At 38.0% G+C, this 12,166-nt stretch carries 10 protein-coding genes, 1 riboswitch and 1 other annotated feature; all 10 genes read right to left on the minus strand.

Annotation, left to right across the window (positions count from 1 at the left end):
* Positions 1–154 precede the first annotated feature (154 nt).
* The 10 genes from ACIP9C_RS04575 to ACIP9C_RS04620 all read right to left on the minus strand — a co-directional run bounded on the left by ACIP9C_RS04575 (position 155) and on the right by ACIP9C_RS04620 (position 12,151).
* Entirely contained in the window at positions 155–1,384 is a 1,230-nt protein-coding gene (locus ACIP9C_RS04575) for an aspartate kinase (RefSeq protein WP_401008980.1), read from the minus strand.
* A gap of 102 nt (positions 1,385–1,486) precedes the next feature.
* Positions 1,487–1,665, minus strand: a riboswitch (Lysine riboswitch).
* Between the two features lie 138 nt (positions 1,666–1,803).
* The gene (gene uvrC / locus ACIP9C_RS04580) at positions 1,804–3,594 is read right to left on the minus strand and encodes an excinuclease ABC subunit UvrC (protein WP_401008981.1); all 1,791 of its coding nucleotides are present in this window, start codon (positions 3,592–3,594) and stop codon (positions 1,804–1,806) included.
* A 190-nt stretch (positions 3,595–3,784) separates the two neighbouring features.
* Complete coding sequence (gene trxA / locus ACIP9C_RS04585) at positions 3,785–4,096, minus strand: thioredoxin (protein WP_024363864.1); 312 nt, start codon at positions 4,094–4,096, stop codon at positions 3,785–3,787.
* Between the two features lie 121 nt (positions 4,097–4,217).
* Complete coding sequence (locus ACIP9C_RS04590) at positions 4,218–5,567, minus strand: amino acid permease (protein WP_401008982.1); 1,350 nt, start codon at positions 5,565–5,567, stop codon at positions 4,218–4,220.
* A 58-nt stretch (positions 5,568–5,625) separates the two neighbouring features.
* Positions 5,626–5,858 (minus strand) — a binding site (T-box leader).
* Positions 5,859–6,015: 157 nt separating this feature from the next.
* Positions 6,016–6,993, minus strand: a complete 978-nt coding sequence (locus ACIP9C_RS04595) for an electron transfer flavoprotein subunit alpha/FixB family protein (RefSeq protein WP_401008983.1) — start codon at positions 6,991–6,993, stop codon at positions 6,016–6,018.
* Positions 6,994–7,039: 46 nt separating this feature from the next.
* Positions 7,040–7,813 (minus strand): electron transfer flavoprotein subunit beta/FixA family protein, encoded by a 774-nt coding sequence (locus tag ACIP9C_RS04600; protein ID WP_401008984.1) that lies wholly within the window; start codon positions 7,811–7,813, stop codon positions 7,040–7,042.
* A gap of 109 nt (positions 7,814–7,922) precedes the next feature.
* On the minus strand, positions 7,923–8,696 hold the full coding sequence (locus tag ACIP9C_RS04605) for an enoyl-CoA hydratase (protein ID WP_401008985.1): 774 nt from the start codon (positions 8,694–8,696) through the stop codon (positions 7,923–7,925).
* Between the two features lie 14 nt (positions 8,697–8,710).
* Positions 8,711–9,292 (minus strand): fatty acid metabolism transcriptional regulator FadR, encoded by a 582-nt coding sequence (locus ACIP9C_RS04610; RefSeq protein WP_172772354.1) that lies wholly within the window; start codon positions 9,290–9,292, stop codon positions 8,711–8,713.
* Positions 9,293–9,559: 267 nt separating this feature from the next.
* Positions 9,560–11,251 (minus strand): AMP-binding protein, encoded by a 1,692-nt coding sequence (locus ACIP9C_RS04615; protein WP_401008986.1) that lies wholly within the window; start codon positions 11,249–11,251, stop codon positions 9,560–9,562.
* Between the two features lie 486 nt (positions 11,252–11,737).
* On the minus strand, positions 11,738–12,151 hold the full coding sequence (locus tag ACIP9C_RS04620; RefSeq protein ID WP_010860124.1) for a DUF350 domain-containing protein: 414 nt from the start codon (positions 12,149–12,151) through the stop codon (positions 11,738–11,740).
* Between the last annotated feature and the right edge of the window lie 15 nt (positions 12,152–12,166).

Genomic DNA, 12,166 nt, shown 5'->3' on the forward strand with positions numbered 1-12,166 from the left:
ACGTAACAAACCGCGCGTTAGCGAGGGTTACGGCTTACGTCTGTGCCCGCGGAAAGCGTCCGCCCGTAGCGAAAATCAACCGCAGTAGCCCTCTTTATTTATATAGTAAGCTAATGTGATGCATTTAAAACCATTGGAAGTTGACTTCTACCTTTTAGTTTACATGAATCTCTTCTGCTAGATTAAACTCCTCATGTAATGCGTTTGCAGCGCGGATCATTTCATCCTGTGGCACAACAACAGAAACTTTAATTTCAGAAGTGCTGACCATTTTCACTGCAATATCCTCGCGTCGTAAACGGTCAAACATTCGTGCAGCAACGCCAGGATTTGATGCCATGCCTGATCCTATAATTGAAACTTTCGCTAAGCCAATTTCAAAATCTGCAAAGCTAAAACCAAGTGACAATTTACTATCCTCTAGTACACGTAAAGCATCAGCAAACTCTTCTTTTAAAATAGTAAAAGACACTGATGGTCTCACACCTTCTATAATGGCTTGCACAATAATATCAACATTAATGCGATTCTCTGCAAGTATAGCAAACATATCTGCTAACGATGCAGTTGAGTATGTATCATAACCGATTGTTAAGCGAATGATATCAGACTCATAAGCAACACCACGTACGATTAAATTTTTCTCCATTTCAACTTCCTCCTTCAATAAAGTACCTACTGTATCTACTACGCTTGAGCGAATAATGACTGGGATTTGAAACTTTTTTGCAAGCTCCACTGCACGTGGATGTAAAATATGTGAACCTAAATGAGATAGTTCAAGCATTTCATCATATGAAATCTCCTTTAACTTTCTTGCTTTTTCAATATGACGAGGATCTGCTGTATAAACACCATCCACATTTGTATAAATATCAACACGTTCCGCTTCTAATGCGGCTGCAATGGCTACTGCTGTTGTTTCTGCTCCACCCTTACCAAGTGTTGTTATATTGTGCGCACTATTAATGCCTTGCTCCCCCGCAACAACGACAATTTGTCCTTGTATCAAGTGTTCTTTCATACGGCACACATCGATATGGTCAATACGTGCATTAAAATGTTTCTCATCTGTTTGCACACCAGCTTGCCAGCCAGTCAATGAAATTGCATCATAGCCTTCCTCTTGTAAAGCAATTGCAAAAAGGGCACTTGCTAGTTGTGAGGTCGTCGATAGTAGTGCATCCATCTCACGTTTAGAAGCATCGTCTGATAAATCACGTACCATCTTCGCTAAGTCTTTTGCTGTGCGACCCATTGCTGCGGTCACCACTACTACATCATAGCCAAGTTCTTTTTTGGCTATCGCTATTTTAGCGACCTCTCGAATCCGCTCAGTTGAAGCAATTGCAGGTCCGCCAAATTTCAATACAATACTCGCCATTATCATCATTCTCCTTTTATCGATTCGTCTCTAGAACAGCAAAAAGGCAGCCCTCACATAACGTGAAAGCTGCCTGCAACATGTACAATAAAAAGCTTGCGCATGTGTGATAGCTCTCCGAAACGTCAAGATTCGACAGTCTTACATCTATTAAATGCAAAACCAGCAAAGTATCGGAAACAACGATACTTCGCTTCGGCAAGCTCCCCTTTCACACACTGTCACCGGATTTGTCCATCCTTCAATGTGCTACTATTGAATCTTGCACCTCTATCATCACTTAAAATAGTGAATTTATTAATTTTACCTTTATGAAAATACTTCCTTTTTATGCCTTGCTCACATAAACATTCATATAAGGTGTAATAGAACATGATAGTCTTTTCACTTCATTGTTCTATCACAACCTTAGCATATGTCTAATCCTTTGACAACGTCTGTTGCTGAAAATAATTGTAAATACTGTTCGCTAAGTTCGCTGGTATTCCTGCTTCTTGAAGTGCAAGCTCACTCGCCTCACGAATCTTTTTAACAGAGCCGAAATGCTTCAATAGTTGTTGCTTGCGCTTTGGACCAACACCTTCAATTCCATCAAGAACAGATTGAATAGCATTTTTCTCATGCTGTTGGCGTAAAAATGTAATGGCAAAACGGTGTACTTCGTCCTGAATACGCTGTAGTAAATAAAACCCGTCACTTGTCCGCTTTAATGCAATGACATCGGGTGGATCTCCAAATAAAAGCTGGGAAGTATTATGCTTCTCGTCTTTTGCTAAGCCAGCAATTGGGATAACAAGACCAAGCTCATCCTCTAACACTTCTCGCGCTACTTCCATCTGCCCTTTACCACCATCTATTAGAACTAAATCAGGTAATGGCAAGCCTTCTTTTAATACTCGCGTGTAACGGCGACGTATCACTTCTTGCATTGCTCCGTAATCGTCATGTTTAGCGGCAGTGCGTGTTTTATATTTACGATATTCCTTCTTTGCAGGTTTACCATCAATAAACACAACCATTGCTGATACCGCATCAGCACCATGCATATGACTATTATCAAATGCTTCAATGCGAAGCGGTGCTGAAATCCCCATTGCTTCACCCAATGCCTCGCAAGCACCAATTGTTCGCTCTTCCTGTCGCTCGATTAGCTGGAATTTCGCCGCCACAGCAATTTCTGCATTTTTCATGGCCAAATCTACTAATTCTTTTTTTTGCCCTCGCTTCGGTGTTAGCACTTTAACCTCTAATAATTCCGTTAAAATTGCTGCATCAATCGACTGAGGAATAAAAATTTCCTTAGGCTTAATATGCTCAGGCTTTTCATAAAAGCGGCCGACAAATGTTAATAATTCCTCCTCAATATCCTGATAAATAGGGAAAATGGAAACATCGCGTTCAATCAACTTACCTTGACGAACGAAAAAGACTTGCACACACATCCAGCCCTTTTCAACTGCATAACCGAACACATCGCGATTCGTTGTATCACTGGACACAATTTTTTGCTTTTGCATAACCGTTTCAATATGTGCAATTTGATCGCGGAACTCCTTCGCTCGCTCAAATTCTAGTTGCTCCGCTGCAGCCAACATTTTCGCTTCAAGCTCTTTTTTTACTGTCTCCACTCCACCATTTAAGAACTTCGTCATATCTTCAATCATATCGTGATACACTTGTGCATCAATTTCTTTTACACACGGCGCTAAACATTGTCCCATATGGTAATACAAGCAAACTTTCGAAGGTAATTGTACACATTTCCGAAGTGGATATAGTCTATCGAGCAACTTTTTTGTCTCACTTGCTGCATACGCATTTGGATATGGACCAAAGTATTTTGCTTTATCTTTTTTTACTTTACGGGTTGTAATAAGTCGTGGATATTTTTCGTTCGTAATTTTTATATACGGATACGTTTTATCATCCGTTAGCATGATGTTGTATTTAGGATCGTGTAGCTTAATAAGGTTCAACTCTAGAATGAGTGCCTCTAAGTTAGAAGAAGTCACAATGTACTCAAAATCCTCAATCTCTCCAACAAGGCGCTGTGTTTTTCCTTCATGCGTTCCTGTAAAATATGAACGTACTCGATTTTTAAGCACCTTTGCCTTACCTACATAAATAATTGTCCCTTGTCGATCCTTCATCAAATAGCAGCCAGGCTGATCTGGTAAAATATCAAGCTTTCGTTTAATTAAATCATTCATCGCCTACCTGCCCCCTTTTTGATGTCTTAATAATAACCGCCATTCCATTACCATTCTCTTATTGCCTTTCATCGTTACAAAAATAAGAAAATGTATTGAAAAATAAGCGTTTATTGGTTTTCCTCTATCTATTATATAACGAAAAAAAGCCAAGCACATCAAAAGATGGCTCAGCTCTTTATTTTACGAATTAAGCATGTTTAGCGATGAATGCTTCTAATGCTTCTTTTGGTTGGAAACCAACAGTTTTGTCTACTAATTCACCGTTTTTGAATAAAAGCAATGAAGGGATAGACATGATTTGGTATTGTGCTGCAGTACCTTGGTTGTTATCCACATCTACTTTTACGATTTTAGCCGCACTACCTGCAGCGTCCATTTCTTCAAGAACTGGACCAATCATTTTACATGGTCCACACCAAGCAGCCCAAAAGTCGACTAATACTAAGCCTTCTTTAATATCATCTTGAAACGTCGCATCTGTTGCATGTACAATTGCCATTTGAAATCCTCCTTAAATCTTACTATGGTTGTAGTATAGCATGGATAAAATAGCTTGAGCGAACAATCTGCCTGCAATGTATATTTTATGAAAAACGTGTCAGAAAAATAAATGACGCCAATTAATTTACTTGATGACGGCCCTTAAATACATACGTTAACGTAATAAAGATGTAAATTGCTAATGTAATTCCTGTCACGATAATAGAGGTTGTAAAAATAATCCCAATGAGTATGGCACTTAACGCTATAATCGCTATCCAAGTTGTATACGGAAACCATTTAACTTCATAGGCGCTTGTCTTTTGTGATTGTTTTTTTCGTGATTTTAAATGGGCAATCGCAATAATTAACCAAATAAATAATACTGTATAGCCAAGGGATCCCATTAAGAAATCGAAAGTCTTGCTTCCAGCAAATAAAGAAAAGATTACACCTAAATATAAAGCTAACGTACACATTAAAATAGCATATACAGGAACTTTTCGTTTAGATAAATGAGCAAAGATTTTAGGGACACGACCGTCTACAGCTTGTGTATACAGTACACGAGATGAACCATAAAGCCCTGAATTCATAGAAGAAATAATAGCAAGTAAAACAACAGCATTCATAATATGGTCTGCACCTGGAATTCCGATCATTTTAAATACCATTACAAATGGACTTTCAGGGACACCATTTACTTCATTCCAAGGAATCAAACTTACGATAATAAAGAACGGAAGTAGATAGAACGTAACAATACGGACTAATGTACTGCGAACAGCTTTTGGTACTACTTTTTCTGGATTTTTTGTTTCAGCTAATGTAATCCCAATGATTTCTGTACCACCATAAGAATAAATGACAACAAGCATTGCTGCTATTAACCCAGTTGATCCGTTAGGGAAAAAGCCTCCGTGTTCAGTTAAGTTAGAAAAACCAACTGCTGTATGATTTCCAAACGTACCAAACAATAAAATAAACCCTGCAATAATAAAAACAATAATAACGGTGATTTTAATCATCGCTAGCCAGTATTCTGTTTCTGCAAATAGTTTTACAGATAACAGATTAATGGCTGTCACTAATATTGAAACAGATAGAGCAAGTATCCAAACAGGATATTGAGGTAGCCAATATTGAATAAAAATAGCAGCCACTACTGATTCTGCTGTAATATTTAAAACCCACATTTTCCAATAAATCCAATCAAGGAAATACGCAGGGTATTTTCCTAACACTGATTCAACTAAATCCCTGAACGTTCTTGCTTCTTTATTTCGAACGGCCATTTCGGCTAAACCTTGCATGACAAATAATAATATAATGCCTCCTACTAAATACGCAATAAGCACAGACGGCCCTGCCATATCAATGGCTGCACTACTTCCTTTAAATAATCCAGCACCGATGGCACCACCTAACGCCATCATTGTGATGTGGCGCGAGGTCATAGTTCGTTTTAATTGTTGATTGTTGTTCTCCACTTTCTTACCTCCTAAAATCAAAAAAGGCATACCGTCTGTTCCTTCATAATCAAATGAAAGAAGAGACGATATGCCATAAGCAACCGCGGTACCACTCTAATTGGTCCATTAAGAACCCAACTTAAAAACCTTGTAACGAAGGTTAATCGTCAAACAAATAGAATAATCTGATAATTCTATTTATCTTACCACTCCTAGGCAAGTTCAAAGTCTTATTGGACTGCGTTGCACCAACCCGCAGCTCTCTTTACCGAATAATGAGCTTTTACTACTCCTAATCTTTGCGTTTCAAAACAATATAATTGAAATAATTAATGATTATTCACCACTATAATGTCTACTGTTAGTTATGTCAATATTTTATTTTACGATAATTTTCAAATAATGCTCTCCGCTTGATACATCCATAAAAAAAGCAAGAAGGATTACTCCTTCCTGCTTCTGCTTGTTATGCGTTTACTTTTAATGCTTTAAATTCTTCGATTAGAAGCGGAATCACTTCAAATAAATCGCCAACAATACCGTAGTCTGCTACTTTGAAGATATTTGCTTCAGGATCTTTATTAATCGCTACAATTACTTTAGAGTTAGACATACCTGCTAAATGTTGAATTGCACCTGAAATACCTGCTGCGATGTATAGGTCTGGTGTAACAACCTTCCCCGTTTGACCGATTTGTAAAGAATAATCACAGTACTCAGCATCACATGCACCACGAGATGCACCAACTGCACCGCCAAGTAAATCAGCTAATTCCTTTAATGGTTCAAAACCTTCCTCTGATTTAACACCGCGACCACCAGCTACAACTACTTTTGCTTCTGAAAGATCTACACCTTCTGAAGACTTACGTACGACCTCTTTAATGATTGAACGTAGGTTTGTAATATCTACAGTAACAGAAGATACATCACCTGATTTACCTGCAGCTTTTTCTAGAGGTGCAATATTGTTAGGACGAATTGAAGCTAACACGATGCCCTCTTTTACTTTCACCTTTTCAAAAGCTTTACCTGAGAAGATTGGACGAATGAATACTACATCGTCACCAGCACCTTCAATCGACGTTACGTCAGAAACAAGGCCTGCTTGTAATTTACTTGCAATTTTTGGAGATAAATCTTTACCATTTGCAGTATGACCAAACACAATGCCCGTTGGCTGTTCTTGCTCGATAACTGCTAATAAAGCTTGTCCATAACCATCTGATGTATATTGCTTTAAATGTGGATGTTCCACAGTCACAACACGATCTGCACCATGCTCGAATAATGGACCTGTTAAGTCTGTAACCGCATCCCCTAAAAGTACGCCAACAACCTCGCCACCATCAGCGATTTGTTTTGCTGCTGCAATTGCCTCGAAAGATACATTACGTAAGCTTCCTTCACGAACTTCACCTAATACTAATACTTTTTTTGACATAGTATATTCCCTCCGTTACCCTTTAAGATTCGATTTGCGCTAACACTTAAATAACTTTCGCTTCTGAATGAAGTAGGTTGACTAGCTCTTTTGCTTGCTCAGAAAGTTCGCCTTGTAAAATACGACCTGCTGCTTTTTGAGCTGGTAAGTAAATGTCGACTGTTTCTACTTTTACTTCAACATCATCTTCATCGATATCTAAATCATCTAATTCAAGCTCTGCAAGCGGTTTCTTCTTCGCTTTCATAATGCCTGGTAAAGATGGGTAACGTGGCTCATTTAAACCTTGTTGAGCAGTTACTAAAAGTGGTAAAGACGTTTCAATCACTTCTGAATCACCCTCGATATCGCGCACGATTTTTGCAGATGTGCCATCGATTTCAAGGTTTGTAATTGTTGTAACATAGTTGATGCCTAATAAATCTGCAACACGTGGGCCTACTTGACCAGAACCACCGTCAATTGCCACATTTCCTGTTAAAATTAAGTCAGCATCTTTATCTTTTAAGTACTCAGCTAAAATGTAAGCCGCTGCATTTTGATCTAATTCATCTAGATCATCTTCTGTATTAATAAGAACCGCTTCATCTGCACCCATTGCTAACGCTGTACGCAATTGCTTTTCTGCATCCTCGCCACCGATTGTAACCACTGTTACTTTACCACCAGCTGCATCACGAACTTGGATTGCTTCTTCAATTGCATACTCATCATAAGGATTTATAATGAATTCAGCGCCGTCCTCTTGGATTTTACCACCAGACACAACGATTTTTTCTTCTGTATCAAACGTACGTTTAATTAATGCAAAAATGTTCATATTTCATACCCCCTGCAACGTTTTTTAAATTCCCAAGTAAACTTGTAAATATTATATATTTTCAGTGTAGATAAACTCCCCTTATGTGGTTAACAACACTGATGGAAAACTATTTGCCAGTAAACACAGGCTCGCGTTTTTCAATAAATGCTTGAATTCCTTCTTTAGCATCTTCTGATACAAATACTGTACCAAATGATTTAGCTTCTGCTTGAATCCCCTCATAAAATGAAGCATGTTTCGCATATTGTAATGCTTGAATCGCTTCTTTTAATGCAATTGGGCTCTTCTTCGCAATCTTTTTCGCTACCTTTAGTGTTTCCTCAAGTAATACTTCATCTGTAAAAGCACGGTTTGCTAGTCCCCATTGCACTGCTTCTGTACCGGAAATAGGCTCGCTTGTAAACATCATTTCTGCTGCCTTAGCTACCCCAACATAACGTGGTAAACGTTGTGTGCCACCGAAGCCTGGAATAAGACCTAGTTGTAGTTCAGGCAATCCTAATTTCGCAGATTCCGTTACAAAGCGCATATGACAGCTCATAGCTAATTCTAGACCACCGCCAAGTGCGGCACCATGAATTGCGGCGATTACTGGCTTAGGGAACGTCTCAACGCGTTCAAATACTTGTTGACCATTGCCTGCAAGCTTCGTAAACTCTTCCCCAGATTCAACTTCTGTAAATTCTTTAATGTCTGCACCTGCTGAGAAGAAACGGCCTTCGCCATGAAGTACAAGGACACGTACTGCGTCATCGTTTTCTACGGCATCTAGTACAGCATTTACTTCTGCAATGATTCCGCGAGATAATGCGTTTGCTGGAGGACGTGCAATCGTAATAATTGCTACTCCATCTTCTACTTTCCAACTTAGAAATTCCATTTCTCCACATCCTTTTAAGCTTTAATGCCGTTCAGGATTAATGCCTGAACTTTCGGAACCTGTTCTATCAAATCATATCGATAGTCATTCATAACCCAAGACGTAATAGTTTCGTCAATTGTTCCAAATACCATTTGACGTGCTAAGCGAACATCCATCGTTTGATTGAACTCACCTGAAACCATACCTTCAATTAAAATCTGATCAAGCAATTGTAAGTAATCTCTTAATACACCATTGATCTTTTGTCGTAAATCTTTATTTGATTGTCGAAGTTCTAATTGTGTAACGGTCGCAAGTGATCGATCTGTAGCTAGAACACTAAAATGATTTTCAATCATCCGAGAAAGTTTGTCTTTGGACGTACTCCCATTTTCTATTATATCTTGTAATGACTCTACAAAAACAGCCATTTTTTCATTAAAGACAGAAATTAATATATCTTCTTTATTTTTAAAATATAAATAGATTGTTCCGTCGGCTACTCCGGCTTGTTTTGCAATCTTCGATACTTGCGCTTGGTGATAACCATTTTCTGCAATAACGAAGACAGCTGCATCAATAATTTGCTTATATTTTGGCTTATCTCGTTTCATTTTTAAATCACCACCTACAAAAAACATACGCACACCTAATTTTATTTTATGACATAATTGACTTATCGTTTAGATAATAATTTGCCAATATTTGACACAGTGTAAATCCTTAAACGCTGAAGTTTCGAAACAAAATTTTGAACCGGTTCTTCATGAATAACATGGTGTGGTTTTAAAGAAACAAAAAATATGAAAATATGAATGGTTATTCATTCATATTTTCATATTATATTTTACATTCGCACTTGTCAATACTTTACCACGTAGTTATTTTGCTTCTTTATTCGCCATTTTTGTTTTTTCTTCTTCCACTAAAGTACGACGTAGAATTTTTCCGACTGCTGTTTTTGGTAACTCATCTCGGAATTCATAATAGCGTGGCACTTTAAAAGCAGCTAAGTGCTGACGACAGTATTTATTTAATTCGTCTTCAGTAACCGAATGTCCTTCTTTTACAACAATATAAGCTTTTACTGTTTCCCCTCGATATGGATCAGGAATGCCTGCTACTACGCATTCTTGAATTTCTTCCCGCTCATATAATACTTCTTCGACTTCACGAGGATAAATATTAAAGCCACCCGCTATAATTAAATCTTTCTTCCGGTCGACTACATAGAAGAAACCTTTTTCATCCATATAACCAAGATCACCCGTTAAAAACCAACCATCTGCAAAAGTCGCAGCTGTATCCTCTGGACGATTCCAATAGCCCTTCATCACTTGCGGACCTTTAACAGCAATTTCGCCTACTTCCCCAACAGCAAGTTGTTCAGTATCACCAGTACGTAAAATGACAGAATCAGTATTCGGCCAAGGTAAACCTACTGAACCTATGACCCGGTTACCCCAAATTGGTGTTGCGTGCGTTACTGGAGAGGTTTCGGTTAACCCATAACCTTCGACAAGCTTCCCACCTGTAACTGCCTCAAATTGCTCCTGTACCTCTACAGGCAATGAAGCCGAGCCACTTAGACATGCTTTAATAGACGATAAATCATATTTCGCAATATCTGGATGATTTAATAAACCAATATACAATGTCGGAGCACCGGGGAACAAAGTTGGCTTTTGCTTATCAATCGTTTTCAAAGCTGTTTCAGCATCAAACTTCGGTAATAATACCATTCTATTTTGAGTGAACACAGAAAGTAGCATGACAGTCGTCATTCCATAAACATGGAAAAATGGAAGCACACCCATAATCGTTTCCTCACCGTGGACACATTTATACATCCAGGCGTCACACATTGTCGTATTGGCAATTAAGTTTTTATGCGTTAACATAACACCTTTGGGATACCCTGTCGTCCCACCTGTATACTGCAGTAATGCAAGATCTTCTTCAAAATCAAATGACATTTCAATCATTTTTACAGGTGAGGACTTCATAATTTCTGTAAATAAATGATTTTGCCCGCTATGCTCAACTTTCACACTAAAACCATACTGCTTTTTTTGAATAAATGGATATACTAAGTTTTTTGGGAATGGCAAGTAGTCTTTGATGGCTGTTACAATGACATTTTCAAGAGCCGTTTCTTTCATGATTTTCATCACGCGCGGATATAAAATATCCATTACTAAAATGACCTTCGCACCTGAATCCGTCAATTGATATTGCAATTCACGTTCAGTATAAAGTGGGTTTGTTTGTACTACGACCGCTCCGGCATACATCGCCCCATAGAAAGCGATTACACTTTGTGGCGTGTTTGGCAACATAATTGCCACCCGATCTCCCTTTTCTACACCAAGTGCTTGTAAATAGTTCGCGAACTTAAGTGCAGACTCATATAACTCGGTGTACGTCAAATCCTTACCCATAAAATGAATTGCCACTTTAGATGGTTTCTTTTTATAGGCACGTGTCAAAAACTCTTGCACAGGAATTTCCTCAAACGTTAAAGACGGTGGTACTTCTTCAGGATAATTTGCTAGCCATGGTTTTGCTGTCATACGTCCTCTCCCCTTTGTCCCAAACTTTGTAAATTCTTAATTTAATTATAATGAAAAAGAAATGTACTTTCAAACACAAAATAGAAAATAAATGTATTTTCGATTAATTATTATGCGTTTTACAACATTTATATAACTACTACATAAAGGGTTTAAGTGTATCCCCCTTATGAATACTCATTCATTGTTTCGTTTTTTATACAATTGATGCGCTTCCTATTTCTATATTAAAAAAACAATTTTCTTCAAAGTATTTCTATCATTTTGTAAAGTAAATAGATTTTCTCTATAAGCGATTCACGTTTTCGAAACAAAAAAATGTAGAGAAACTTAAAATTCCAAGTTTCTCTACAACTAGATATTCCCTCACATTATTGAGGCTACATTATAAAATTATACGGTCAACATATAGTAAATACCGACTGCCAAAAATGCGATGCAGACTATGATTAGAACTTTCGCTAATTTTTCCATCTCATAACACTCCTATGCAATACTTGCCCCAATAACGAACGATAGACCGACTGAAATCGTAAAGGAAATAAAGCCTACTGAGCGATTATCATTGGCAATTTCCTGATCTACATTAAAGCGTGGCGTCATAAATTCAAATAAGAAATAGGCCACAATTAGTAACGTAAAGCCAAATAATCCCCACCCAATCATTTCACTCAGCGTACTATGGCGAGCAATCGAATAACGGAAAATATTGCAAATCCCTAATATTTTACCGCCGGTTGCAAGCGCAACAGCTACATTACCATTTTTTATTTCTTCCCAGTTTTTATATTTCGTAACGACTTCGAACAATGCCATCGAGACGACTAAACATAACACAACAACACTAAAATATCCTGCCGTTTCGATAATTGGATATCGCCAAAAGCTAGAATTTAGCATTTTCTCCGTCCCCTT

The sequence above is a fragment of the Lysinibacillus sp. NPDC093210 genome, assembly GCF_044753985.1.
GTDB lineage: Bacteria > Bacillota > Bacilli > Bacillales_A > Planococcaceae > Lysinibacillus.

Coding starts and splice junctions, on each gene's coding strand:
- ACIP9C_RS04575 (WP_401008980.1), bottom strand. CDS start 1,384: ATGGCGAGTATTGTATTGAAATTTGGCGGACCTGCAATTGCTTCAACT.
- uvrC (WP_401008981.1), bottom strand. CDS start 3,594: ATGAATGATTTAATTAAACGAAAGCTTGATATTTTACCAGATCAGCCT.
- trxA (WP_024363864.1), bottom strand. CDS start 4,096: ATGGCAATTGTACATGCAACAGATGCGACGTTTCAAGATGATATTAAA.
- ACIP9C_RS04595 (WP_401008983.1), bottom strand. CDS start 6,993: ATGTCAAAAAAAGTATTAGTATTAGGTGAAGTTCGTGAAGGAAGCTTA.
- ACIP9C_RS04600 (WP_401008984.1), bottom strand. CDS start 7,813: ATGAACATTTTTGCATTAATTAAACGTACGTTTGATACAGAAGAAAAA.
- ACIP9C_RS04605 (WP_401008985.1), bottom strand. CDS start 8,696: ATGGAATTTCTAAGTTGGAAAGTAGAAGATGGAGTAGCAATTATTACG.
- ACIP9C_RS04610 (WP_172772354.1), bottom strand. CDS start 9,292: ATGAAACGAGATAAGCCAAAATATAAGCAAATTATTGATGCAGCTGTC.
- ACIP9C_RS04615 (WP_401008986.1), bottom strand. CDS start 11,251: ATGACAGCAAAACCATGGCTAGCAAATTATCCTGAAGAAGTACCACCG.
- ACIP9C_RS04620 (WP_010860124.1), bottom strand. CDS start 12,151: ATGCTAAATTCTAGCTTTTGGCGATATCCAATTATCGAAACGGCAGGA.